This is a genomic window from Streptomyces sp. NPDC020845, from assembly GCF_044334165.1.
Classification (GTDB): Bacteria; Actinomycetota; Actinomycetes; order Streptomycetales; family Streptomycetaceae; genus Streptomyces.
This window is the reverse complement of sequence record NZ_JBIRSJ010000021.1, coordinates 95,045-119,396: the sequence shown is the minus strand read 5'-3', so window position 1 is coordinate 119,396 and position 24,352 is coordinate 95,045. Positions and strand designations below refer to the sequence as shown.

Sequence of the window (24,352 nt, the reverse complement as noted above, 5' to 3'; positions counted from 1 at the left end):
GGGTCGGGGCGAGGCTGTGAGATTTCTGCACACATCCGACTGGCACCTGGGGCGGTCCTTCCACCGGGTGAACCTGCTCTCGGCACAGCGGGAGTTCATCGACCACCTGGTCGCGACCGTACGTGAGCGGCAGGTCGACGCCGTGCTCGTCGCGGGTGACGTCTACGACCGGGCCGTGCCGCCGCTCGCCGCCGTCGAGCTCTTCGACGACGCCCTGCACCGCCTCGCCGACCTCGGCGTGCCGACCGTCATGATCTCCGGCAACCACGACTCGGCCCGGCGGCTCGGCGTCGGCGCCGGGCTGATCGAACGGGCCGGCATCCATCTGCGCACCGACCCCGCGGGGTGCGCGACCCCGGTCGTCCTCGCCGACGACCACGGCGACATCGCGCTCTACGGACTGCCGTACCTCGAGCCCGCGCTCGTACGGGAGACACTGGGCGCTGAGTCGGCGGGGCACCCCGCGGTGCTGCGCGCCGCCATGGACCGGGTCCGCGCCGACCTCGCCACCCGGCCGCCCGGCACCCGCTCCGTCGTCCTCGCGCACGCCTTCGTCACCGGCGGCGCGCCCAGCGACAGCGAACGCGACATCACCGTCGGGGGCGTCGACTCCGTCCCCGCCGAGATCTTCGACGGCGTCGACTACGCGGCGCTCGGGCACCTCCACGGCAGCCAGGCCATCACCGAACGGATCCGCTACTCCGGTTCGCCGCTCGCGTACTCCTTCTCCGAGGCCCGGCACCGCAAGTCCATGTGGCTCGTCGACCTCGGCCCCGGCGGCACCCTGGCCGCCGAGCGCGTCGACTGTCCGGTGCCCCGCCCGCTGGCCCGGATCCGGGGCCGGATCGATGCATTGCTCTCCGACCCGGACCTGGACCGGTACGAGGACGCCTGGGTCGAGGCGACCCTCACCGACCCCGCGCGCCCGCACGAGCCGATGCCCCGCCTGGCGCGGCGCTTCCCGCACCTGCTGAGCCTGGTGTTCGACCCCGAGCGGGCCCCCGAGGATCCGCTCGCCTCGTACGCACAGCGGCTGCGCGGCCGCACCGACCGGCAGATCGCGGAGGACTTCGTGGCCCATGTACGCGGCGGGCGCGGCCCGGACGAGGCCGAGCGCGCGGTGCTCGGCGCCGCCCTGGACGCCGTACGGGCGAGTGAGTCCGAACCGGCCGAGACCGCGGGGGAGGCACGCGGATGAGGCTGCACCGCCTCACCATGACCGCCTTCGGGCCCTTCGGCACCACTCAAGAGGTCGACTTCGACGAGCTCTCGTCCGCCGGGCTCTTCCTGCTGCACGGGCCCACCGGCGCGGGCAAGACATCCGTCCTGGACGCGGTCTGCTACGGCCTGTACGGCCAGGTCCCCGGCGCCCGGCAGGGCAGCGGGCTGTCCCTGCGCAGTGACCACGCCGATCCGCACACCCCCACCGAGGTCGTCCTCGAACTCACCGTCGGCGGACGGCGCCTGGAGATCACCCGCCGCCCCGAACAGCCACGCCCCAAGAAGCGCGGCACCGGCACCACGCGCGAAAAGGCGCAGAGCCGACTGCGCGAATACCTCCCCGGAGCCGGGGAATGGAAGGCGCTCAGCCGCTCCCACCAGGAGATCGGCGAGGAGATCTCACAGCTGCTCGGCATGAGCAAGGAGCAGTTCTGCCAGGTGGTGCTGTTGCCCCAGGGCGACTTCGCCCGCTTCCTGCGCGCCGATGAAATGGCCCGCGGCAAGCTGCTCGGCAAGCTCTTCGACACGGGCCGCTTCGCCGCCGTCGAGGAACGCCTCGCCGAGCTGCGGCGCGCGGCGGAGAAGCAGGTCGTCGGCGGCGACGAACGGCTGCTCGCCCTCGCCCACCGCATGTCCCAGGCCGCCGGGCCCGGCGACCACGCGCTGCCGGACCTCGCCCCCGGCGAACCGGGGCTGGCCGACGCCGTACTGGAGTGGGCCGCCATCGCCCGTACGACCGCCCGCGAGCGGCAGGACATCGCGGTCGCGGCGCTTGAGGCCACCGAAATCGCCCACCAGGCCGCGCGCCGAACCGCCGACGCCGCCCGCGACCGCGCCCGCCTCCAGCGCCGCCACGCCGAGGCCCGCCACCGCGCCGACGAGCTCGAGCGCCGGCGCGCCGAGTACGACCAGACCCGCGCCCGACTGGAGCAGGCCCGCGCGGCCGACGCCGTCGTCCCCGCCCTGGACCTCCACGCCACCGCCGAACGCGACCACACCACCGCCACCACCGCCGAGCGCGCCGCCCGCGGCCGCTTGGCGGCCGAGCCCGGCCTGGAACTCGAGCCACTGGACTCGGCGGACGCCCCCGCGCCCGGCGAGATCGGACTCCCGGGCCCACGCACGGGGGCCGAGCGCCCGTCGGCGGGCGCGGGACGCGCGGGTGGCGCGGACGAGCCGACGGGTTCCGCGCCCGGCTCGGGCTCGGGCGCCGACCGGCCGGACCCGGGGGATGACGACTCCGGGCAGCGCGCCGCGGTGCCGCCACGGCCGGACGCCGCCGGTGAACGGCCGACCACCGACCTGCGAGGGCCGCAGGCGTTTGACGGGCAGGGGGAGGCCGACTCCGCGCGCGAGGTATTCACGGTGCCGGAGCAGGGCTTCCGGGGCCGCGGCGATGCGTCTGGCCTTGCGGGTGAGGGCCCGGAGACGCGCGGGGCGCAGGGCGTGGGCTCCGCGCAGGAGCCCCGGGCGCGCGTGAGAACGGCGGGGCTCGCGGGGGTGGACGCCGCGCGGTTGGCGGCTGAGGAGCGGCGGCTGCGGGAGGAGCTGGGGTCGCTGGGCGCGGCGCGGCGGGCCGAGCTGCGGGCCGGGGAGGTGGCCGCCGAGGTCGCGGGGCTCGACCGGCAGGCGCGGGCCGACGAGGAGGCGATCGAGGAGGCCGGGCAGTGGCTCGCCGGGTGGGAGACGGCCCGCCAGGCGCATACGCGGCGTGTCGAGGCGGCGCAGGACGCGGTCACCCGGGCCGAACAGCTCGCCGGGCAGCTCGCCCCCGCCCGGCAGCGCCTCGAGGCCGCCCGGCGGCGGGACGTCCTGGCCGGGCAGGCCACCGAGGCGGAACAGCGCCTGCTGCGCTCCCGCGAAGACGCCGCCGCCGCGCACGAGACCTGGCTCGACCTCAAGGACCGGCGGCTGCGCGGCATCGCCGCCGAGCTCGCGGCGGGGCTGAGCGCGGGCGAGCCGTGCGCGGTGTGCGGGGCGACCGAACACCCCCGCCCCGCACGCCCGGGCGCCGGCCATGTGGACCGTACGGCGGAGGAGGCCGCGCTGGCGGCCTACCGGCGGGCCGAGGCCGGGCGGGAGGAGGCCGAGCGGGGGCTGCAGTCCCTGCGGGAGGCGCTGGCGGGCGCGGAGGCCGCCGCGGGCGGCGGCACCGCGGATGAACTGGACCGCGCCGTCGCCGACTTGGAGACCGCCCTCGCCGAGGCCCGCGGCGCCGGGGCCGACGGCCACGCCGCGCGCGAGGCGCTTGCCCACGCCGAGGAAGAGCACGACCGGCGCCTGGCCCAGCGGCAGGAAGCCGAGCGGCGCGCCGCCGCGCGCACCTCACGGCGCGAGGCCCTGCTGCGGGAACGGGCCGGGCTGCTGGCGGATGTGGAGCGGGCCCGCGGCGGAGCCGCCACCGTGGCCGAGCGCGCCGCCCGGCTGGAGCGCCACGCGGGGCTGCTGTCCCGGGCCGCCGAGACGGCCCGCGAGGCCGAGGCCGCCGCGCGGCGGCTGGAGGAGGCCGGGGCGCGGCTCGCCGATGCCGCGCGCCGCGCGGGCTTCGGCACGCCGAACGCAGCGGCCCGCGCCGTACTGCCCGCGGCGGACCAGCGCGGGCTGCGGCACCGCCTTGAGCAGTGGCAGACGGAGTCCGCGGCCGTCGCGGCCGAGCTGGCCGATCCGCAGCTGGTCGCCGCCGCGCAGGAGCCCCTGGCCGACCCCACCGCCGCCGAGGCGGCGGCCGACGCGGCCACCCGCGCGCTGCGCGAGGGCTCGGCGCGGGACGCGGCGGCCCGTACCCGCTGCCAGGAGTTGGACCGGCTCTCCGCCCAGGCCGTCGCCGACGCGCGCCGGCTCGCCCCGCTCCGCGAGGAGCACGACCGCCTCGCCCGCCTGGCCACGCTCGCGGCGGGCACCTCCGGCGAGAACGAGCGGAGGATGCGCCTGGAGGCGTACGTCCTGGCCGCCCGGCTCGAACAGGTCGCGGCCGCGGCCAGCGCCCGGCTGCGGCTCATGTCCGCCGGGCGCTACACCCTCGTGCACTCCGACGCCCGGACGGGCGGCCGCGGCAGGTCGGGTCTGGGCCTGCACGTCATCGACGCCTGGACCGGCAGCGAGCGCGACACCGCCACCCTCTCCGGCGGCGAGACCTTCTTCGTCTCGCTCTCGCTCGCCCTCGGCCTCGCCGACGTGGTGACGGACGAGGCGGGCGGCACCCGGCTGGACACCCTCTTCATCGACGAGGGTTTCGGCAGCCTGGACGAGCAGACCCTCGACGAGGTCCTGGACGTGCTGGACTCACTGCGCGAGCGGGACCGTACGGTCGGCATCGTCAGCCATGTCGCGGACCTCCGCCAGCGCATCCCGGTGCGGCTGGAGGTGGTGAAGGACCGCGACGGATCGGCGGTGCGCCACCGTACGGCCCAGGGCGCGGCCGGAGCGGGAGGGCGGGCCTGACGCGGGCGTGAGCCGCCGTCCGCCCGGCCCCCTCACCCCGTCAGATCGCCGAGAGCTCGGCCACCAGGTCGTCCAGGCCGAGCGAGCCCTGTGAGAGGGCCGCCATGTGCCAGGACTTGGCGTCGAAGGCGTCACCGTGGGCCTTGCGGGCCGCCTCGCGCCCGGCCAGCCAGGCGCGTTCGCCCAGCTTGTAGCCGATGGCCTGGCCCGGCATGCCCAGATAGCGCACCAGCTCGCTCTCGATGAAGTCCGCGGGCCGGCCGCTGTGCCGGCCGAAGAACTCCTGCGCCAGCTCCGGCGTCCAGCGCTCCCCGGGGTGGAACGGGGAGTCGGCGGGGATCTCCAGCTCCAGGTGCATACCGATGTCGATGATCACGCGCACCGCGCGCATCATCTGTGCGTCGAGGTAGCCCAGGCGCCGCTCGGCGTCGGTGAGGAAGCCGAGCTCGTCCATCAGCCGCTCCGCGTACAGCGCCCAGCCCTCCGCGTTGGCGCTGACCATGCCGACGGTGGCCTGGTAGCGGGAGAGCCGGTCGGCTACATGCGCCCACTGCGCGAGCTGCAGATGGTGGCCGGGCACGCCCTCGTGGTACCAGGTGGAGACCAGGTCGTACACCGGGAAGCGGGTCTCGCCCATGGTGGGCAGCCAGGTCCGGCCGGGGCGGGAGAAGTCCACCGACGGCTGGGTGTAGTACGGCGCCGCCGCGCTGCCCGGCGGCGCGATCATCGACTCGACCCGCTTGACCCGCTCGGCCAGGTCGAAGTGGGTGCCGTCCAGCGCCTCGATGGCCTGGTCCATGAGCCCCTGCAGCCAGGCGCGGGTCTCCTCGACGCCCTCGATGGCCTGGCCGTGCTCGTCGAGGTGGCGCAGCGCCTCCCAGGGGGTGGCGCCGGGGAGGATCTTCTCCGCCTCGGCGCGCATCTCGGCGTGCAGCCGGTGGTATTCGGACCAGCCGTAGGCGTACGCCTCGTCCAGGTCGAGGTCCGTGCCGTTCCACATGCGCGACCAGGTGCGGTAGCGCTCGCGCCCGACGACGTCCGGCGCGCCCTGGACCGCCGGGTCGTACACATCGCGCAGCCAGTCGCGGAGCGTGGCGAAGGCGGCGGTGCCCTCGGCCGCCGCCCCGTCCAGCTCGGCGCGCAGCGCCTCGGGGCCGCCGGCCGCGAAGTCGGCGAACCAGCCGCCGTCGGTGCCGATCCACTCGTTGAGCTGCCCGATGACCGTGGTCACCTGGCGGGGGCCGGCGGGCAGTTCCTGCCGCAGCCCCTCGGCGAGCGAGGCGCGGTACCCCTCCAGGGCGGCCGGTACGGCGCGCAGCCGCGCGGCGACCGCCGCCCAGTCGTCCTCGGTCTCGGTCGGCATCACGGTGAAGACGCCGCGCACGGCGTGCAGCGGGGAGTGGAGATTGCTGACCGCCCGCAGGTGTTCCCGCGCCTCGTGCACGGCGAGCTCGGCGGTCAGCCGCTCCCGCAGCAGCCGGGCGCAGCGCCGCTCGATGTCGCTGTCCGCACCGGGCCGCGCCTCGGCCTCGCCGAGCCGGTCCAGGGTGGTGCGCGCGAGGTCCGCCAGCGCCTCCTGCCCGGCGGGCGAGAAGTCCGGCAGGCGCCGGGCGCTTTCGGGCACACCCAGGTAGGTGCCGGTGATCGGATCGAGTTCGATGAGGGCGTCGACGTAGGCGTCGGCCACCTGGCGGGGCAGGGATGCGTCAATGGTGTCGGACATGCGGTCATCCTCGTACGGCGGGCGGGGTCGCGTCACGGGCATTTGGATGTTACGTACCTGACCGAGATCATGTCGTGCCCGGAACATGTCGTGCCCGGATCGTGTCGTGCCCGGATTGTGTCGTGCCCGGATTGTGTCGTACCCCGCCCCGCACGGCGGTCGGCTACGCGCCCGACGAGACCACCGCGGGCGAGAGTTGGGCCGTGATGACGAGCGTGCCCTCCTCGATCTGGTAGTCAAGCGGCAGCTCCAGCGCGCGCATCGTCGCGACCATGCCGGTGTTGGCCGACTGGGTGACGGCGTAGACGCTGTCGCACCCCGTCTTGGCGGCCATCGCGACCAGCCTCCGCAGCAGTTCCCCGCCGACGCCGCGCCGCTGCCACTCGTCCTCGACGAGCAGCGCGAGCTCCGTCTCGTCCCCGTCCCACAGCAGATGGCCGAGGGCCACCAACTGCCCGGAGGCGGTGTGTGCGGCGAGGGTGCGGCCGAAGCGCGGGCTGAGCAGGTGGCCGAGGTAGCGGTCGGCGTCGCCGACCGGGCCGTGGTAGCGCAGGGCGAGCGTCTCGGTCGAGCACCGCTGGTGCATCGCGCGGGCCGCGTCGAGGTCGCGGGTGTCGGCCCGGCGCACGGTGATCTCGTTGCCCTCGGGCAGCGTCAGCACATCGTGGCGGTGCGGAACACGCGGGCCCAGCCGGGCGTCCAGCTCGACGAGCGCGCGGGCGCGCGCGAACTCGGTCGGAGTGAAGGGGAGATACGGGCGCTCGATGGTGATCGCGCCGCCGGACGGGTCCCGCAGCCGCATCACGGTCTCCTCCAGCACGCCCTCCACCGGTGGCACCCCCTCCAGCGGCCGGCCGGTCAGGGACTTGGCGGGCAGCGACCGGATGGTGCAGCGGCCCAGCAACTGGCGCAGCGCGAGCGGGAGTTCGGCGGCGTCCAGGGCGGTGCGGGTGGCCAGGGACAGTATTCGGGTCGGCGCGTCCACCAGGTCGTGGGCGTCGGCCCGCTCCAGCCAGGTGTCCCGGCCGCCGCCGGCCGTGACGGCGTCGGTCAGCTCGGTGGGCGGCAGATCGGCGGGGGCCCGGAGCAGGAACTCGTCCACGGTGCCGTTTGCCAACGGGTGGGTCTGCAGGGACAGGATGTCGACCGCGTGGCGGGCGAGCGCCGCGCACAGCGCGGCGAGGGTGCCCGGCTCGTCCCGTACGGTCGTCCGTATGCGCCACAGGGTGGTGTCGGCGCTCCGGGCGCCGTTCGTGGCGGTCGTGTCGGGTGCGCCGCCCGTGCTGTTCGTGTCGGGTGCGCCGTCCGTGCTGTTCGTGCCGTTGGGGCCGTCCGTGACGGGGCCGTGGCCGTGGCGCCGTGACCATCGGGCGGCCAGCTCCACCAGATCGAGCCGCCAGCCGTGGGGGCGTCGCCGGGTGTGGTCGTGAGGGGTCGCGTGGGTCATGCACCCACTCTTGCCGAGGGGTGTTGCGCCATCACAAACGCACTGTGACCGATGGGTTAAGAGGGCAATTGTGAATCAAACCCGTTTTGTCTGGAATGACGTGGTTGACGGGCAGGTTCTCCAGGTTTTCATGCCGCTTCTTCAGGTTCTCATGCCGCGGCCAGCCGCCGCAGCACCGCCCCGCAGCGCCGTGCGTACGCCCGCTGGAAGAGCGGCACCAGCGGCCCGGCCGCCCGCGCGTACCAGACCGCCGGGCGGCTGAAGGCCGTCACCGTGAGCACCACGGCCCCGTCCGGCTCCAGGCTGACGACGAACGACTCCTCGCCGCGCTCCGGATGGCCGGGCAACGTCCCGTACGCGAAGCCGGTCCGTGTCGCCTCCGCCACCGTCCACACCACCTGGCACGGCGCGCGCAGCCGCAGCCACCCCACGCCAAGACCGATCACCACGGGCAGGCCCGCCACGGCGGTCGGCTCCCAGCAGCGCACCGACACCCCCACCGCCCGGTGCATCCGCCAGTCCATCACCGCCTGGCCCGCGGCCCCGAACGTGTCGGGGCCGCGGCCCACCGGGACGGACACCCGGAGATGCCTGTAGCCGGCGGGCAGTGGCCACTGGCGCGTGGCGCCCGTCTCCGGGTAGGTCAGACGGGATAGGGGGCCGGTTGGGGACATGCCCGTACGGTACGAGCCCGGCCCCGCGCGTCACTGGCCGACGCGCCCGGGCTGCAGCACCTTGGTGAACAGCACCGTGCCGCCCAGTTCGCGCAGCCGGACCGTCAGCTCGCCGCTGTGCCCGTCGATGTCCACCTCGCCGAAGAACTGGAAGCCCTCGGCCGGAGAGACGTTCGCCCTGGTCGGCGCCTTGACGAAGGGCTGCTCCGGCCCGAAGGTGCCGTCCAGCTTCACCGCCGGGAACGCGCCCGCGTTCAGCGGCCCGGAGACGAACTCCCAGAACGGGGCGAAGTCCTTGAAGGCCGCCCGCGACGGGTCGTAGTGCTGGGCGCTGGTGTAGTGGACGTCCGCCGTCAGCCACACCGTGCCGGTGATCTTCCGGTGCTTGATGTGCCGCAGCAGCTCCGCGATCTGGAGCTCGCGGCCCAGCGGCGCCCCCGGGTCGCCCTGCGAGATGGCCTCGAAGTCCGTCGCCCCGTCCGGGACCACGAGACCCAGCGGCATGTCACACGCGATCACCTTCCACACCGCGCGCGACGCCGACAGCTCCCGCTTGAGCCAGGCCAGCTGCTCGGCGCCGAGGATGCCCTGGGTGTCCTCGGGCTGCCGGCCGGGGGAGTTGGCGTTGCGGTACGTACGGCAGTCCAGCACGAACACATCGAGCAGCGGGCCGTGCCGCAGCACCCGGTACACCCGGCCCTCGGGGTCCTGCCGCATCGTGGAGATGGGGAAGTACTCGCTGAAGGCCTGCCGCGAGCGCGCCGCCAGCACGTTCACGTTCTTCTCGGTGTAGCGGCCGTCGGTGAGGATCTCGCCCGGGTACCAGTTGTTCAGCACCTCGTGGTCGTCCCACTGGACGATGGTCAGCACCTGGGCGTTGAAGGCGCGAAGATTGGCATCGAGCAGGTTGTACCGGAAGTTGCCCCGGTACTCCGCCAGCGTCTCGGCGACCTTGGACTTCTCCTCCGTGGTGATGTTCCGCCAGGTGCGGCCGTCGGGCAGCGTCACGCTCTGCGTCAGCGGGCCGTCCGCGTAGATGTTGTCACCGCTGCACAGGAAGAAGTCCGGGTCCAGCCGGCGCATCTCCTCGTAGATCCGGTAGCCGCCGAGGTCCGGGTTGATGCCCCAGCCCTGCCCCGCCAGGTCGCCCGACCATACGAACCGCAGCCCCTGGCGGCGGGCCGGCGCGGTGCGGAACGTCCCGTACACCGGCTCGCCGGTGCGGCGCGGGTCGTCCGGGTCGGCGAGCAGCACCCGGTAGTGCACCTGAGTGCCCGGCGGCAGCCCGTGCAGCGCGGTGGTGCCGGTGAAGTCGCTGCCGGCGCCCAGCACCGGGCCCCGCCAGCGGCGCGCCTTCGCGAACGACTCGGTCGCGGACGTCTCGACGACCATCCGGGCCGGGCGGTCGGACCGTACCCACACCAGGCCCGAGGACGTCGTGACGTCGCCCACCTGGACGCCCCACTGGGCGCTCGGCCGCCCGGACAGCGCCTGCGCGGGCGCGGCCGACGCCCCAGCGGCCGACGCCCACGCCGGCGAAGACGCCAGCGCCGGGAGCGCCAGCCCGGCGGACGCAGCCGCCGACCCCCGCAGTACCTGCCGCCGTCCAACCCCTCTATCGGATTCCCGCGCCATGCCGAACCTCCCGTTGCTCATGGAACCGCCGTGCGGTGTGCGATCCCGTTGCTATCGGTGCCAGGTGCCTCGCATTCGAACGGACAGTGAACAACTCACCGAGGGGTGGCGGGAAGGCCCGGGGCCCCGCCATCGGCGATCAAGGCCACGGCCTGGGCGATCCGGGCGGGGGAGAGATGGGCGTAGCCCATCACCAGACGTACGTGTCCGTCGTCGCGGGCGGGAGCGAGGCCGTCGTCGCGGGCGGCGGGCGTGGCACCGGAGGCGGTGCGGTCGGCGGGCGTGGCACCGGAGGCGGTGCGGTCGGCGGGCGCGGGATCGGGGGTACGGCCGGGCCGGTGCGTGAAGTCGGCGAGCGGGCGCAGTGCCACCCCAGCCCGCGCCGCGCGCTCCAGGAAGGGCGCCTGGGGCCCGTACCGGCGCGGCAGCCGGGCGATGACATGCAGCCCGGCGGCGATGCCGGTCACCTCCGTGCCCGGAAAGTGTTCGGCCAGCGCCGCGACCAGCGCGTCGCGCCGCTCCCGGTAGGCGCGCTGACAGCGCCGCAACTGCCGGTCGTAGTCGCCGCGTTCGATGAAGTCGGCCAGTAGCGCCTGATCGAGCGTCGGATTTCCGAGATCCATGGTCCGCTTGCGCTCCACGACCAGGTCCACCAGCTGTTCGGGTATCACCAGCCAGCCCAGCCGCAGCCCCGGGGCGAGCGACTTGCTGACCGAACCGGCATAGGCGACCCGGGCCGGGTCGAGGCCCTGCAGCGCGCCGACCGGCGCCCGGTCGTAGCGGAAGTCGCCGTCGTAGTCGTCCTCGACCAGTAGCCCGTCGACGGCGCGCGCCCACTCCAGCAACTCCAGGCGGCGGCGCGCCGAATACGCGATGCCCGAGGGGAACTGGTGGCAGGGGGTGAGCTGGGCGGCCCGCGCGCCCGACGCGGCCAGCGCGGCGGGGGACACGCCCTCCGTGTCCAGTGGCACGGGGAGGGCCGTCAGGCCCGTCGCCGAGAGCAGCGCGGTGTGCTCCGGGCTGCCGGGGTCCTCCACCGCCACGGCCCGGTGGCCAAGACCGGCCAGCGTGAACCCCAGCAGCGTCATGGCCTGCGCGACGCCCGAGCAGATCACCACGCACTCCGGATCCGCCACCACCCCACGGCGGCGGGTGAGCAGCCCCGCCACGGCGGCCCGCAACTCCGGCAGCCCGCGCGGATCCGGATACCCGAGCCCGCTGTGCGGCAGCCGCGCCAGCACCCGCCGATGCGCCGCCGACCACGCGGCGCGCGGGAACAGCGCCAGATCGGGGCTGCCGGGCAGAAACCCGGTCCCGGGCGCGTCGTCGGCGACGGGCTGCCTGTGCTCCCGTACCGTCGCGGCCTGCGCCGCCCCGCTCACCCAGGTGCCCGAGCCCCGGCTGCTGCTGAGGTACCCCTCGGCCGTCAACTGCTCGTACGCGTCGGTCACCAGCCCACGCGAGACCCCCAGGTCGGCCGCCAACTCCCGGCTGGACGGCAACCGCGTCCCGGCGGCGATCCGCCCGGAGCGCACCGCCTCGCGCAGCGCGGACTGCAGCACCCGCCCGCGCCGCCGTGGCGGCGCGGCCGCGGTGGGGAGCAGCAGCTCCCAGGCGGCGGTCCAGGAAGTGGTCCGTGAATCAGCCATCGGATTGGACCTTAAAGGGTACCGATCGGCTGCCTAGCGTCGGCGCCATGAAACAAAGCGATCCCCCGGGGGACACGCCCCCCTCGGCCGCCACCCCCGAGCCCACGGCTGCCGCCACCGCGCCTGGCCGCGATACGGAAACGGCCACTGCCGGTGGCCCGGACGCCCAGGTCGGTCGAGCCACTGCCGGTCGCGCCACCTCCGACGTCATCGCTGGTGCCGCCGAAGGCGGCGTCGGCGCGGATGGCGCCCCTGGCAGCGCCGGTCGGGTGCGCTTGGCCGGTGACGTAGGCCGGGCTCAACCGGCCGGCCACGGCAAGGTGGTTGGCCCGGCGCGCCGAGCCGACTCGGCCACCGGCCCCGACCCGGCGGGCGGCCCCGCATGCGCCCCCGGGGAGACTGCCGCCGCGGCCCGCGACACGCCGGGGCTCGGCGGTGGCGGGTGTCCCGCGGCGCTGAGCGCCGGGGCCGTCGCGACTGGGCGGGCGTCGGGCGGCGGCGCCCGGCCGGCAGCCGGCGGCGGCACGGAGCGGCGCGTCCGCCGTAGCGACAGCCGGCGGCGCGTTTCGCGGCACAGCTTGCTGGGGGCGGTGCTCGCGGGGGTGGCGTGTTGTCTGGTCGGGGCCTCGTTCACCGCCAACAGCGTGCTCGGCCACTACCCGCACGCGGGAGGCCAGGCGCTGCGCTATGGCCTGGCCTGCGTTCTGCTGTTGCCGCTCGCCGGGCGTGGCGGGCAGGCGGTGGTGGGGCCGTTGCGGGGGCTGAGTGGGCGGCAGTGGGGGCGGTTGGCGGCGCTGGCGGCCGTGGGCATGGTGGGGTTCAACCTGGCCGTGCTCGCGGCGGAGCGCAGCGCGGAGCCCGCGGTGCCGGGGGTGTTCGTGGGCTGCGCGCCCGTGGTCGTCGCCGTGATCGCGCCCGCGCTCGACGGGCGGCGCCCGGCCCCGGTGGTGGTCGCGGGGGCGCTGTCGGTGGCCGCGGGCGCGTTCACCGTGCAGGGGTGGGGGCGTACGGACACGGCCGGGCTGCTGTGGTCGGTGGGGGCGCTGGCGGGGGAGGTGGGGTTCGCCGTGCTCGCCGTCCCCGTCCTGCGGCCGCTCGGCCCCCGGCTGCTGTCCGCCGTGGCCTGCGGCCTCGCCGCCGTGGAGTCCGCGCTGCTCGGCCTGGTGCTCGACGGCGGGGGGTGGCTGAGGGCGCCGGACGGCGGCGAGGCGGTGGCGCTGCTGTGGCAGGCGGCCGTGGTGACCGTCGTCGGCTTTGTGTGCTGGTACGTAGGCGTCCAGCGGATCGGCGCCGAGCGGGCCACCCTGTTCTCCGGCCTGATCCCGGTCTCCGCCGCCGCGACCGCACCGCTCGTCGGCTCGGGCGGCTACGGCCCGGCGCAGGCGGCCGGCAGCCTCCTGGTCGCCCTGGGCGTGGCCCTGGGCTCGAACATGGTGGGGTCAGCGGCTCCCGTCCAGGATCACGCGGGCGACGAGGGCCGGGTCGTCGTTCATGGGGACGTGGCCGCAGCCGGGGAGGCGGACCAGCCGGGCCGCGGGGATCGCGCGCTTGGCCCGGACGCCCTGACGGGGCAGCAGTACCCGGTCGCGGGTGCCCCAGCCGATGGTGACGGGCACCTCGGGGACGTCGTCCGCGAACGTGGCGCCGCGCCCGGACGCGAGGGTGGCCTCGAACCCGGCCGCCTCGCGCATGGCCCGCGCCTCGGCGACCACCGCCTGCGCTGAACGCCGCCCGGGCCGGGCGTAGATGGTGCCGGTCAGCGCCGCCCGCCCGGCCGCCGTCCGCGCCAGCCGACCGAGCAGCGGCAGCGGTATCGCCCGGGCGCCCACCCGCATGGCCGTCAGCACCCCGGAGGCGTAGCGGCGTTCGGCCTCGCTCCAGAACCGCGCCGGGCTGAGTGCGGTGACGGACCGTACGAGCTTGCGGCGGCCGAGTTCGAGGGCGAGCAGCCCGCCGAGGGAGTTCCCGGCGACGTCCGGACGGTCGAGGTCAAGCGCTTCGAACAGCGCGGCGAGCACGGGCACCGTGTCCTCCAGGCCGTACCCGACGCCGTCCGGCAGCGCGGCGGACTCCCCGAAGCCGGGCAGGTCCACGGCCGTCACCTCGCGCTCGACGGCGAGGATGTCCAGCACCGGCTCCCATGCCTGCCAGTGGTGTCCGATGCCGTGCAGCAGCACCAGGGGCCGACCGGTGCCGCGCCGCTCGTAGACGACGCGCGCGGGCTGCCGCCCGGTGGGCGTGTCGATGGGGAAGGTGATGGTGGCGGCCATAGGGCGGCTCCTCGTCGGTTCCGGGCGACAGGCGCACTCGCGTGGCGACAGGCGTGCTCGCGTACTCACGCGGTGACGTTACGAGACAGGATGTCAGCAGGTGTTACCCCTGGGTAGACCCGGTGCGGGTCAGGCCCCGGCAGGGATGGGATGATGGCCGCGTGGCCACTTCTGACACCGCGGCCGGGGCCGCGACGGACGTCTTTGAAGATCACCGCTCGCTGCTGACCGGAGTGGCCTACCGCATGCTGGGCCGGGTGACGGACGCCGAGGACGTCGTCCAGGAGGCGTGGCTGCGCTGGTCCGGGGCCGACCGCGAGGCGGTGCGCGAACCCCGTGGCTATCTCGTACGGATCACCACCCGGCTCGCCATCGACCGGCTGCGGCAGGCGCAGGCCCGCCACGAGTCGTACGTCGGCCCGTGGCTGCCCGAGCCGATCGCCACCGACTTCGGCCACACCGTCCCGGACGCCGCCGAGCGTGCGGTGCTCGTCGAGTCCGTCTCGCTGGCCGTGCTCGTGGTGCTGGAGTCGCTTTCCCCGCTGGAGCGCGCGGTGTTCGTGCTGCGCGAGGCCTTCGGCTTTCCGTACCGGGAGATCGCCACCGCCCTGGACCGTACGGAGGCGGCGGTGCGGCAGCTGGCCGGGCGGGCGCGGCGCCATGTGGACGAGCGCAAGCCGCGGTTCGAGGTGGACCAGCGGCAGCGCCGCGATCTGACGGAGCGTTTCCTGGCCGCCGCGCAGGGCGGCGACCTCGAGGGGCTGCTCGCCCTGCTGGCGCCCGATGTCCGCCTGATCGGCGACACCGACGGCAAGTCCAAGGCGCCGCTGCGGATCATGGAGACGGCGGACAAGATCGCCCGCTTCCTCACGGCGGTGGGCCAGGACATCGCCGTCCCGGACCCGCAGCTGATCTTCACCGAGCTCAACGGTGGCCCCGCGATGATCCTGTTCTCGGCCGGCCGGCCCGACACGGCCGTCGCCCTCGATGTGGCCGACGGCCGGATCCAGGCCGTTTACATCATGCGCAACCCCGACAAGCTGACACACCTGACGGAGTTGCGGCCCGGTGACGGGGGTTCGAAATTGCTGCCGCTTGACCGCGCATGACTGCGCCTTCGCGAGCATGAGTGAGTGCTGGTTCTGCGGCCGAGACGTACGAACGGGTTCCGGCCGTTGGGAACGGGGGTTTGCCTGTCGAATGCGTGACCTTTGCGGTTGGAGTTCGTTGGGTGGGGTGACGAGATGGTGCGGCACCGGGCGGGGGTGACGGGGTGGGTGGTCTGCGGGGGGTGGCAGCGCCGTTCGTGGTGCCCGGCCCGGCGGGGGTGGCGGTTCGGGCCCGGTTGCGGGTGTCGGAGGCGGATGCGGCGGTGCTGACCAAGGTGGGGGGTATTCCTCGGTGGACTTGCCGCAGGTGATCTTGCGGTGCGTTCCCGGCAGGGCCTGGAACATGGCAGTCAGACGTGGGCGGTGCGAAAGCGGAAGCTGACCGGGGTCTCGTCGGCCAGGTGGGCGGGCAGCATCACCAAAGCCACGCATGATCAGTGGGCGCTGGCCCGGCGCGGGCAGATGGCCGAGATGGCGTGGCTGCGGGAGCAGATCGCACGGATCGAGGCCCGGCTGGCGCGTCCGCTGGGCGCGAAGGCGGACAAGCAGGCGAGGCCGGCACGCGGGTACCGTTCGCGATCCGAGTGGCATGCCAAGTCCCGCCGCCTGCATGCCCTGCGGAAACGGCTGGCGGGCGTGGAGGCGGACTGGGCTGTGGGCCGCGTGCACGTGGTGCGCGGCGGCAAGCAGCTCGCGCGCCTGCGCCACCACCTCGGCGAGGCCGGGCTGAGCCCGCAGGGTTGGCGGGAGCGGTGGCGGGCGGCGCGGATGTTCCTGGCCGCGGACGGGGAGTCCGGCAAACGCTTCGGCAACGAGACCATCCGCGTCACCGACACCGGGCAGCTCTCTCTCAAACTCCCCGCCGCCCTCGCCCACCTGGCCAACGCCCCACACGGCCGGTACCTGCTGGAGGCGACCGTCTCGTTCCAGCACCGGGGCGAGGAGTGGCGCGACCGGATCATGAACAACCGGGCGGTGGCCTACCGCATCCACCACGATCCGGCGCGCGGCCGCTGGTATGTGACCGCCTCGTGGCAGCGCGCGGCCGCCCTGTACTGCCGCTTCAGGCGGCGCTCGCCCAGGGCGTGGTCGCCGTCGAAATGAACGACGATCACCTGGCCGCCTGGTGGCTGGATGTGCACGGCAATCCGGTCGGCGAACCCCGGCGCTTCTTCTACGACCTGAGCGGGTCCGCCCCACATCGGGATGCCCAGATCCGGCACGCCCTCACGAGGCTGCTGCACCACACCCGCGCTACCGGCGCGGTGGCGATCGCCATCGAGGACCTGCACTTCACCGATGGCCGGTGCCGGGAGAAGCACGGGCGCAACAAGCGCTTCCGTCGGCTCATCTCCCGGTTCCCCACCGCCCGGCTGAAGGCGCGGCTGGTGGCGATGGCCGCAGAGCAGGGCGTCGCGATCGTCGCGGTCGACCCGGCTTATACCTCCCGATGGGGCGCCCAGCACTGGCAGCAGCCCCTGACCAGCAGCAACCGCAAGGTTTCCCGGCACGATGCGGCAAGCATCGCGATCGGGCGACGCGCCCTCGGGCACCCGATCCGGCGACGGACGGCACCGCCCCCGCACGACCAGAGTGATCGTGCGGGGCATCGGACTGTCCAGGCCCGAGCGGAGACCCGGCGGCGTGAGGGACCCCGCCCCCGCATCCCCGGACCACGGACAAGATCCGTGCCGCCCGGCAGCGGAGCGAACGCGGGCGACCAGGGGGTACCTCCCAGCGGTAGCTCGGGTTTTCGGCCAACGCAGCGAGCGTGCGTGCCAGGGCGGCGAGCGGGGCAAACCTTGGCTGATGCGGCACTAGGAACGGTCAGTGAACGGACAGCCCGCCGTCGACGAAGAGCGCCTGCCCGGTGACATAGGCCGAGGCGCGGCTCGCCAGGAACACCGCCGCGCCCGCGAAGTCCTCGGCCAGGCCGTTGCGCCCGACCATCGTGCGCGCGGCCAGCGCCGCCACCTGCTGGGGGTCGGCGGACAGCCGTGTGTTGAGCGGCGTCATCACGAACCCCGGCACCAGCGTGTTACAGGTGACGCCGTACGGCGACCACGCCTCGGCCTGTGACCGGGCCAGCGACTCCAGCGCCCCCTTGGAGACGCCGTACGCGCCGCTCTGTACGAACGCCCGGTGCGCCTGCTGGGAGGTGATGTGGATGATCCGCCCGAAGCCCCGTTCGGCCATCTTCGGGCCGAACCGCTGCCCCAGCAGATAGGGCGCCTCCAGGTTCACCGCCATCGTGGTGTCCCATACGTCCTCGCCGAGCTCGCTCATCGGGGGCCGCAGGTTGATCCCGGCGCTGTTGACGAGGATGTCGGGCTCCCCGAACGCCGCGACCGCCGCCTCGGCCGCCGCGCGCACTCCGTCACGCGTGCTCAGATCGGCGCTCACCCAGGCCGCACGGCAGCCATCCTCCGTCAGTTCCTCGACCGTGGCGGTCAACTCCGCCTCCCTGCGCGCCACGACGACGAGGCTCGCGCCCGCGCGCGCCAGGGCCCCGGCGATGGCGCGGCCGATGCCTGAACTGCCGCCGGTCACCACGGCGACCTGGCCGTTCAGGGAGAACAGCTCGGAGAGATAGGAGTCTGAGGTCATGGCCGCATCCTAGGCGGCCCGTCGATTGGTCTTGACCAAGGCAGGGCGCCGCCTTATCGTCGCACTAGATACTGCAACAACCTTTAATAAAGAAACACACGTATCAGCACGCAGATCTGTTGCGGAGGACAGGGTGGGGACCACGCAGCTCGAAACGGTGCCGGAGCCCAAGTACTGGCACCTGAAGACCGTGCTCAGCGAAGCGCTCGACTCGGAGTTCGCGATCGGTGAGATCCTGCCCAACGAGCGTGAGCTCGCGGCCCGCTTCGGCGTGGCCCGCGCCACCCTCAGGCAGGCCCTCGAACAGCTAGAGCTGGAGGGCAGGCTGCAGCGCCGCCGGGGCGTCGGCACGACCGTCGCCCCGCCCCGTATGGGCGTCGCGGTCGGCGACCGGGCCCACAGCTGGGAGGACGCTGACGACGCCGACGACGCGGCCTGGCAGCCCGTCGACAGCACGGAGGCGGAGCCGCCCGCCGCGGTCGCCCGGCTCCTCGACGTACCGCCCGGCACCCTGGTGCACACCGTGCGCCGGACCCGTGTCGGCCACGGCCAGCCGATCGCCGCCGAGCTCCTTTACGTCCCGTCCGACTCCGTCGCCGGCCTCACCGCCATCGACACCCCGCCCGGCGCCCCGCGCGCCCGCGCGGTCCTGCGCGAACTGCGCCGTGTCGCGCTCGAAGGCCGCGAGCAGTCCGTCGAACTGGGCTCCGCCCGCGCCGACGACGCCAAGCAACTGGACCGGCTGCCCGGCGCCCCCGTCCTCGTGGTCACCACCCGCTACACCGCGGCCGGCCACACGGTCGCCGTGGCCGTCGCCACCTACCGCGCCGACACCTGCCGCCTCACCTTCGGCGATGGTCCGGCCGTGGAACTCCTGGCGAGCTGACCGCTACCGGGCTGACCGCTACCGGGCTTTCGCGGGGTCCAGCTCGCGGATGATACGGACCAAGTCGTCGGGGGCGGCCGCGAGGCGCACCGGCTCGCCCGCGTCGTCGAGTTCGGCGATGTGCCAGCTGCGGGGGACGGTGTCGCCATCGCTGCCCCGGGCGCGCCGTACGTTCGCGACGCTGAGCCGTTCCACCGGTATCCGCTTCGCCGCGAACCGGCCCGGGCCGGGGTGGGGTGTCACCGCGGGCGGGCCGCCGCCGAGGACGATGTGGGTGCCGAAGCCGTGCGGGTTGTAGTCGGTGTGCTCCAGGAAGCGGGCGGCGAGGAACGCCTCCGTCTCCGGCTCGGCGGGACCATCGGTGGCCTGGGGCTCGGTGGGCGTACGGACCCGGGTGGCGCGCCAGGCCCAGGTGAACAGGCCCACCGTGACCAGCGAGCCCGTGGCCGCCCAGGTGATCGAGCCGGGGGAGGCGAACAGGGTCGTGGGGTGGAGATAGCACAGCGGCAGCAACCACAGGGCCGTACCGGCGAGCGCGGCTGCGAACGGAAAGGCCGACGGCAGGACTTCGTCGTCCGGCAACCGGCGCCCGCGCAGCCGCAGCAGCACCTGGGCGCCGGGGTAGCCCGCGGCGAGGACGAACACGGCCGCCAAGACGGCCACTTCCCCGGCGCCGGGGATGTGTTCGCGCCACATATGCCCCTCTCCGGCGACCTCCCTCACCTGGCCGCGCCACACGGTCAGCTCGACTCTGTCGCCAGCTTTGAAATCCTCGGCGGCATCGCTCGAGACCTCAAGCCGCTCCAGTGGCCGACTCTCCGTGAAGTACAGCCAACTGGGCTGCTTGAGCCCGTTGACGTCGGTCCGCGCGATCACGGCCGACAGGGTGGACACGCACGTGTCGCGCTCGGTGGCGGGTGTCCGGGCGGTGCACGGAGTGGCCGACCGCCACGCCCGCTCGTCCGACACCATCCCCGGCACAAACCACGCGGCCACGCACCCGCCCGCCACCAGCAGCGCACACAGGCTCAGCGACCCGACCCAGCCACGCCCGGCGGTGCGGTACGAGACGACGGGCACGTGGCTCGACTCCGGCGCTCCGTAGCGGCGGTGCAGTGCGCGGAGCGCGTCCAGCTTCGCGTCGAAGTCCGGGTCCTGGGGCGACCAGCTCCGCGGCAGAGGCAGCAGCCGCTTACGCCCGTCGCGCAGCACCAGGCTGACGCCCCGGGTCTCCTGGACCCGGGGCGTGTTCGCGTACTTCAGACGTACGCGCAGGTCGGCGACGTCAGCCCACGGCACGCTCCGGCGGCGCAGCAGTGTCCGCGTGTGCAGGCCGTGCGCGTCAGCGCTCACCCGGGCGGTGACACCGCGCAGCGACGCAACGCCCACCAGCGCGAGCACCAGCCCGCCCGCTGACCACACCACATCCCAGCGCCCGCCCCAGAACACCAAGCGCACCACGGCCAGGCCCGCCCCGGCCGCCCCGAGCCCGACGAAGAACCACAGGGGGCGCTTCCAGGGGGAACGGCAGGTCACTTCCCAGGTGTCGGTCATGAATAAATCCTGCCACCGGCCGGGCCGTTGAGCACCGCCTCAAAGCCGCCGTCCCAGCCAGCGCAGCGAGGCGAGGCCCAAGGCGGTCATCATGGCCACGATGTTGCGATCGGTGCCCGGTCCGGCCGAGGCGGCGGAGCGCAGCAGAAAACCGGCGTGCGCCGCCAGCACCGAGTCGACGTGGACGCGGTCGAGTGCGCGTATCAGCGGGTGGCTCTCGGCGATCGGCTGGGGATCCACGCCACTGAGGGATGCGCTGGACAGCAGCGTGATGAGATCGCAGTGACGGGGCCCGACCCAGGCGTGCGGCCAGTCGACGACGAACACCCGGTCCGCGGTCAGCATGACGTTGAACGGGTACAGGTCTCCGTGCAGAAGCGTGTCGCCGTCCAGCGAGGCGTTCGCTTCCAGGGCGGCGAGTTCATCGAAGTGGCGGGCCGCCCACGGTGACAGCTCCTCAACCTTGGCCCGGGCAGCGGCGTCTTCCGCCAGCGCCGGCCACCCGCCGAGGCGCGGTTTGCTCAGGATCGCCGGCTCGACGGGTGACGGCGTCAGAGCCGTCGCCATATCGGCGACTGCCGCGATCACCCGGTCCAACTCGTCCGGTCGCCACGGCTGAGCGGGTAGGTGTCCCTGGATCTCCTCGAAGACCAGCACCACCCAGGTGCCGTCGTCGTGGGCATCCAGCAGCCGTGGCGCCGACGCCTCTGGGGGAAGCCGCCGGGAGACCGCGATCTCCCGGCGGTGGAAGTCCGCCACGGCCGGCGCCGTCGACGAGCTCGCTGCCTTGATGAACGCGCGTCCGCCGTTCGCCAGGCGCACCCGGGCGGCCAGCCCCTCGGAAAACCCGCCCGGCTGGCTGACGGCGGTGGCCACCGGGCTGCCGAGCAGCCGCTCGATCCGCACGGTCAGCTCGCGTGGCATCGCCGCCCAGGCCATCCTCCGGCTGCCGGTGGCCGAAGGCAGGCCCGGGGCCGCCGCGGCGGGATCGGCGTCGGGATCGGCGTCGGGATCGCGTGTCATCGTGGTCCCCCCTCTTCAGTGTGGGCCACTGCCCTCTTCAGTGTGGGCCACGGCGAGACCGGACCGGGCCGGGTCAGTCGACGAGCAGGGCGTCCATCTGGCCGACCGCCTGCTGCAGCCCCTCGGCCATGCCCATCTCCAGCATCCGCTCCATCTGCTCCCGGGAGTCGTAGGCCGAGCGCAGTTCCATCCGGGTGCCGCCGTCGTGCTCGGTCAGCAGCACCCGTACGGTGGTGGTGGGCATGTCCGCGGCCGGTGTCCCGTCCGGGTTGGCGAAGCCGTCGGTGAACTCCAGGGACGTCGGCGGGTTGACCGAGGTGATACGCCACCAGCCGTGGTGCTTGTCGCCTTCCGGGCCGGTCATGAAGTAGGCGACCTCTCCGCCCGGGGTCAGATCGTGCTGCTCCATGGTCGCGGGGTAGGTCGGCGGACCCCACCAGCGCTCCAGCTGCCGCGGGTCGGCCCACAGCCGCCACACCCGTTCGACCGGTGCGGTGAAGTCGGCGATCAGGGTGAGGGTCAGACTGTCGAAGTCCTTGTCCAGGCTGGTGACACTCATCGGTCTCGTCCTTCCGTCGGGTTGTTCTCTTGGGGGTCGGAGTCCTCCGCGAGCAGGCTGGACATCCGATTCACTCGCCCGCGCCAGGCCGTCTCGAGCTCGTCGAGCACCTGCCGCGCGCGGACTATGGCCTCCGGGTCGGTCCGCACCAGCTGCTCCCGTCCGCGGCGCTGCTTGGTGACCAGCCCGGCCCGTTCCAGTACCGCCACATGCTTCTGCACCGCGGCGAAGCTCATGGGGTAGTCCTCGGCCAGCCGCGACACCGACAGCTCGCCCCGCACACAGCGGTGGAGGATGTTGCGCCGGGTGGCGTCGGCCAGCGCGTGGAACAGGCGGTCCACGGTCGCGTCGGTCGATTCATCTACAACCATTTGGTTGTAGGTTAGCTCTGTGGCGCACGCGGCGCAAGGCCGCTCGAGTCAGCTCTGGTCGGAGGCGAACTTGAGGCGTGGCGGGGGCTCGGTGGTCTCGTCCCAGGCGCGGCGCTCCGCGTGGTCGAGCCAGTCCAGGTACCACTCCGCGAACGAGACGTGCCCCGTTCTGCCGCGCAGCTCGGCCGGGGCGACGCCCTCGCCGAGGGCCCGTATGTCGTCCCATATGGTGCCGCTGAGGGGCCCGGTGACCACGAGGAGCGAGTAGTACGCGCAGCCTTGGGAGCTGATGCACAGGGTGCCCTCGGTCACGGCGTCGAGCAGTTCGTCGTGGCGGGCGTCCCAGGCGGCGTAGATGGCGGCGAAGGTGTCGTCGTCCGGGTAGTCGGCCCTCCGGGGCTCCGCGTACATGTGCTCGTCGAGCTCGGCCGAGAGCTCGGGGCGGAACGGCAGCGCGCAGTGGCCGGTGGCGGGCGGGGTGTCGGGGCCGGGGGGTTTCATCGGGAACAGTCCGTAGTAGGGGCCCGCGCCGCCGGCGCCCACCTCCAGGAGGAACGTGCGGTACTCCTCGGGCAGTTCGCTCCCCAGCCGCCGCTCCACCGCGCGCAACTGCTCCTCGGTGAGGACGGGCAGCAGCTCGAAGTTGTGGCCGTGGTCGGGGAAATCTGCGCCGAACACCGCCCACCACCGCGGCGCCTTCCGCAGCGCGAGCACCCGCTCCCGCACCCCCGCCCAGGTCCCGCCCATCGCCCCTCCTCGGGAAATCGCTCCTCCTCGGGAATCCGACACCGCCACCACCGTACGCCGATGAGACTCAGCGCCCCCCGCGGCGGGTGGTGACCGTGGACTCCACGGCGAAAAGCTCCTCTTCCACATGGTCGAGGGCCAGCCGGAGCGCGCCGGTCACCACGGCCGCCTCGCCGAGCAGGGACTGGGCGACCTGGGGCGGGCGGAGGCAGTAGCGGGCGAGTTCGTCGCGCAGGGGGTCGAGGATACCGTCGAGTCCTGAGGCCCAGCCGCCGACCACGACGACCTCGGGGTCGAGGGCCTGGACGAGGGCCGCCACATCGTGGACGAGGCGGCGGATGAAGCGGTCGACGGCCGCGCGGGCGCGGGTGTCCCCGGCGCGGGCGAGGGCGAAGACACGGGCGACCTGGTCCTCGTCGAGAGGGTTGAGCGGTTCGCCGGTCGTGGAGAGCATCTCTTCCGGGGTGGCCTCGCGGCCCAGCAGATGGAGGGCACCGATCTCGCCGGCGGCGCCGCCGAAGCCGCGGTGGAGCCGGCCGCCGATCAGCGAGCCGGCGCCGGGGCTCAGGCCCGCCACGACGTAGACGACATCGTCGGAGCCGACGGCCGCGCCCTTCCAGTGTTCGGCCACGGCTGCGGTGTTGGCGTCGTTCTCGACGAGCACCGGGCAGCGGAAGGAGCGCCGCAGCCGCTCCCCGAGGCGCAGACCGGTCCAGCCGGGGAGGGCCGTACACAGGTGGACGGTGCCGTCGGCATCCACGATGCCCGGGCTGCCGACACCCACCGCCCGCAGCGAGTAGCGCGCCACGCCGGCCCGGCGCAGCAGGTCGGCGACGGCGGTACGGACCCGGTCCAGACGCTCGTCGGCCGACGCCTTCTCGGACACTTCCCGCACCGTGGAGCCGAGCGGACGGCCGTCGAGGTCCGTCAGCAGGGCGCCGACGCGGTGGGCGCCTATCTCGACACCGAGCAGATGGCCGGCCTCGGCCCGGAAGCGGAAACGCCGGGCGGGGCGCCCCTGGCGGCGGACACCGCCCTCCTCCGCGGGCACCTCCACCACCAGGCCGTCGGCGGTCAGCCCCTCGACCACGCCCTCGACGGTGGGGCGGGACAGGCCGGTCACCCGGGTCAGATCGGTGAGGGTGGCGCAGCCGGGTGCGGCCCGGTCGACCCCGCGGTCGGCGCCACGGTCGGTCCCGCGGTCGGTCCCACGGTCGTCGGCGCGGTCGGCTCCGCGATCGGCCCCGCCGTCGGGGTCCGTGCCGTCGCCGGGGTTCTGGACGTCGGAGGAGACGGTCGCCGCGCGCAGCGCGTGCAGGACGACGGCGGAGTTGATGCGCCGCAGCAAGGACGGATCCCCGCCGGTGAGCCGCCCCACGTGGGCCTCCCTACTGTGCGTGTCTGCCGGATCGTAACCGCTGGACGGGTGCGCGGCG

Annotated in this window: 17 protein-coding genes and 2 pseudogenes; 6 read left to right on the top strand and 13 right to left on the bottom strand. The window is 74.1% G+C overall.

From position 1 onward, the window contains the following. Positions 1-16: 16 nt before the first annotated feature. Positions 17-1,198, top strand: coding sequence for an exonuclease SbcCD subunit D (locus ACH4U7_RS43720; RefSeq protein ID WP_398533336.1), 1,182 nt, complete (start codon positions 17-19; stop codon positions 1,196-1,198). After that, on the top strand, positions 1,195-4,662 hold the full coding sequence (locus ACH4U7_RS43715; RefSeq protein WP_398533335.1) for an AAA family ATPase: 3,468 nt from the start codon (positions 1,195-1,197) through the stop codon (positions 4,660-4,662). Before ACH4U7_RS43720 ends, ACH4U7_RS43715 begins: the two co-directional genes overlap by 4 nt. 40 nt (positions 4,663-4,702) lie before the next feature. On the opposite strand, the gene ACH4U7_RS43710 is transcribed toward ACH4U7_RS43715, so the two are convergent. The 5 genes from ACH4U7_RS43710 to ACH4U7_RS43690 form a co-directional block, all read right to left on the bottom strand. Beyond that, positions 4,703-6,385 (bottom strand): DUF885 domain-containing protein, encoded by a 1,683-nt coding sequence (locus ACH4U7_RS43710; RefSeq protein WP_398533334.1) that lies wholly within the window; start codon positions 6,383-6,385, stop codon positions 4,703-4,705. A 163-nt stretch (positions 6,386-6,548) separates the two neighbouring features. After that, positions 6,549-7,832: a GNAT family N-acetyltransferase gene (locus ACH4U7_RS43705; RefSeq protein WP_398533333.1), complete on the bottom strand. Its 1,284-nt coding sequence runs from the start codon at positions 7,830-7,832 to the stop codon at positions 6,549-6,551. Positions 7,833-7,981: 149 nt separating this feature from the next. Further along, the gene (locus ACH4U7_RS43700; RefSeq protein ID WP_398533332.1) at positions 7,982-8,506 is read right to left on the bottom strand and encodes a DUF1990 family protein; all 525 of its coding nucleotides are present in this window, start codon (positions 8,504-8,506) and stop codon (positions 7,982-7,984) included. A gap of 30 nt (positions 8,507-8,536) precedes the next feature. After that, a complete protein-coding gene (locus ACH4U7_RS43695) occupies positions 8,537-10,141 on the bottom strand; it encodes an alkaline phosphatase D family protein (RefSeq protein ID WP_398533416.1) in 1,605 nt (534 codons plus the stop codon). A gap of 95 nt (positions 10,142-10,236) precedes the next feature. Beyond that, positions 10,237-11,790 carry a PLP-dependent aminotransferase family protein gene (locus ACH4U7_RS43690; RefSeq protein WP_398533331.1) on the bottom strand — a complete coding sequence of 518 codons (1,554 nt, stop codon included), beginning with the start codon at positions 11,788-11,790 and terminating at the stop codon, positions 10,237-10,239. A gap of 47 nt (positions 11,791-11,837) precedes the next feature. Between ACH4U7_RS43690 and ACH4U7_RS43685 the strand changes: the two are divergent. Then, a pseudogene (locus ACH4U7_RS43685) lies at positions 11,838-13,199 on the top strand (DMT family transporter); the annotation flags it as partial. A 30-nt stretch (positions 13,200-13,229) separates the two neighbouring features. Here the strand turns inward: ACH4U7_RS43685 and ACH4U7_RS43680 are convergent. Next, positions 13,230-14,060, bottom strand: a complete 831-nt coding sequence (locus tag ACH4U7_RS43680; RefSeq protein ID WP_398533330.1) for an alpha/beta fold hydrolase — start codon at positions 14,058-14,060, stop codon at positions 13,230-13,232. A 161-nt stretch (positions 14,061-14,221) separates the two neighbouring features. Between ACH4U7_RS43680 and ACH4U7_RS43675 the strand changes: the two genes are divergently transcribed. Beyond that, the gene (locus tag ACH4U7_RS43675) at positions 14,222-15,169 is read left to right on the top strand and encodes an RNA polymerase sigma-70 factor (protein WP_398533329.1); all 948 of its coding nucleotides are present in this window, start codon (positions 14,222-14,224) and stop codon (positions 15,167-15,169) included. Between the two features lie 164 nt (positions 15,170-15,333). Further along, positions 15,334-16,990: pseudogene (locus ACH4U7_RS43670) on the top strand (IS200/IS605 family accessory protein TnpB-related protein). A 6-nt stretch (positions 16,991-16,996) separates the two neighbouring features. On the opposite strand, the gene ACH4U7_RS43665 reads toward ACH4U7_RS43670, so the two are convergent. Continuing rightward, entirely contained in the window at positions 16,997-17,776 is a 780-nt protein-coding gene (locus tag ACH4U7_RS43665) for an SDR family NAD(P)-dependent oxidoreductase (protein ID WP_398533328.1), read from the bottom strand. Between the two features lie 133 nt (positions 17,777-17,909). Here ACH4U7_RS43665 and ACH4U7_RS43660 point away from each other — a divergent pair, with 133 nt between their 5' ends. Further along, a complete protein-coding gene (locus ACH4U7_RS43660; RefSeq protein ID WP_398533327.1) occupies positions 17,910-18,662 on the top strand; it encodes a GntR family transcriptional regulator in 753 nt (250 codons plus the stop codon). Between the two features lie 18 nt (positions 18,663-18,680). Here the strand turns inward: ACH4U7_RS43660 and ACH4U7_RS43655 are convergent, their stop codons facing one another. The 6 genes from ACH4U7_RS43655 to ACH4U7_RS43630 form a co-directional block, all read right to left on the bottom strand. After that, on the bottom strand, positions 18,681-20,216 hold the full coding sequence (locus ACH4U7_RS43655) for a PH domain-containing protein (protein ID WP_398533326.1): 1,536 nt from the start codon (positions 20,214-20,216) through the stop codon (positions 18,681-18,683). 39 nt (positions 20,217-20,255) lie between these two features. Beyond that, on the bottom strand, positions 20,256-21,239 hold the full coding sequence (locus ACH4U7_RS43650; protein WP_398533325.1) for an aminoglycoside phosphotransferase family protein: 984 nt from the start codon (positions 21,237-21,239) through the stop codon (positions 20,256-20,258). A gap of 73 nt (positions 21,240-21,312) precedes the next feature. Continuing rightward, positions 21,313-21,798, bottom strand: coding sequence for an SRPBCC domain-containing protein (locus tag ACH4U7_RS43645; protein WP_398533324.1), 486 nt, complete (start codon positions 21,796-21,798; stop codon positions 21,313-21,315). Continuing rightward, positions 21,795-22,169: an ArsR/SmtB family transcription factor gene (locus ACH4U7_RS43640; protein WP_398533323.1), complete on the bottom strand. Its 375-nt coding sequence runs from the start codon at positions 22,167-22,169 to the stop codon at positions 21,795-21,797. The genes ACH4U7_RS43645 and ACH4U7_RS43640 overlap by 4 nt, the downstream gene beginning before the upstream one ends. Positions 22,170-22,217: 48 nt before the next feature. Next, entirely contained in the window at positions 22,218-22,916 is a 699-nt protein-coding gene (locus tag ACH4U7_RS43635; protein ID WP_398533322.1) for an SMI1/KNR4 family protein, read from the bottom strand. Positions 22,917-22,983: 67 nt separating this feature from the next. After that, complete coding sequence (locus ACH4U7_RS43630) at positions 22,984-24,294, bottom strand: ROK family protein (protein ID WP_398533321.1); 1,311 nt, start codon at positions 24,292-24,294, stop codon at positions 22,984-22,986. Positions 24,295-24,352: the final 58 nt, after the last annotated feature.

Coding starts and splice junctions, on each gene's coding strand:
- ACH4U7_RS43700 (WP_398533332.1), bottom strand. CDS start 8,506: ATGTCCCCAACCGGCCCCCTATCCCGTCTGACCTACCCGGAGACGGGC.
- ACH4U7_RS43705 (WP_398533333.1), bottom strand. CDS start 7,832: ATGACCCACGCGACCCCTCACGACCACACCCGGCGACGCCCCCACGGC.
- ACH4U7_RS43680 (WP_398533330.1), bottom strand. CDS start 14,060: ATGGCCGCCACCATCACCTTCCCCATCGACACGCCCACCGGGCGGCAG.
- ACH4U7_RS43655 (WP_398533326.1), bottom strand. CDS start 20,216: ATGACCGACACCTGGGAAGTGACCTGCCGTTCCCCCTGGAAGCGCCCC.
- ACH4U7_RS43665 (WP_398533328.1), bottom strand. CDS start 17,776: ATGACCTCAGACTCCTATCTCTCCGAGCTGTTCTCCCTGAACGGCCAG.
- ACH4U7_RS43635 (WP_398533322.1), bottom strand. CDS start 22,916: ATGGGCGGGACCTGGGCGGGGGTGCGGGAGCGGGTGCTCGCGCTGCGG.
- ACH4U7_RS43645 (WP_398533324.1), bottom strand. CDS start 21,798: ATGAGTGTCACCAGCCTGGACAAGGACTTCGACAGTCTGACCCTCACC.
- ACH4U7_RS43695 (WP_398533416.1), bottom strand. CDS start 10,141: ATGGCGCGGGAATCCGATAGAGGGGTTGGACGGCGGCAGGTACTGCGG.
- ACH4U7_RS43650 (WP_398533325.1), bottom strand. CDS start 21,239: ATGACACGCGATCCCGACGCCGATCCCGACGCCGATCCCGCCGCGGCG.
- ACH4U7_RS43710 (WP_398533334.1), bottom strand. CDS start 6,385: ATGTCCGACACCATTGACGCATCCCTGCCCCGCCAGGTGGCCGACGCC.
- ACH4U7_RS43640 (WP_398533323.1), bottom strand. CDS start 22,169: ATGGTTGTAGATGAATCGACCGACGCGACCGTGGACCGCCTGTTCCAC.
- ACH4U7_RS43715 (WP_398533335.1), top strand. CDS start 1,195: ATGAGGCTGCACCGCCTCACCATGACCGCCTTCGGGCCCTTCGGCACC.
- ACH4U7_RS43690 (WP_398533331.1), bottom strand. CDS start 11,790: ATGGCTGATTCACGGACCACTTCCTGGACCGCCGCCTGGGAGCTGCTG.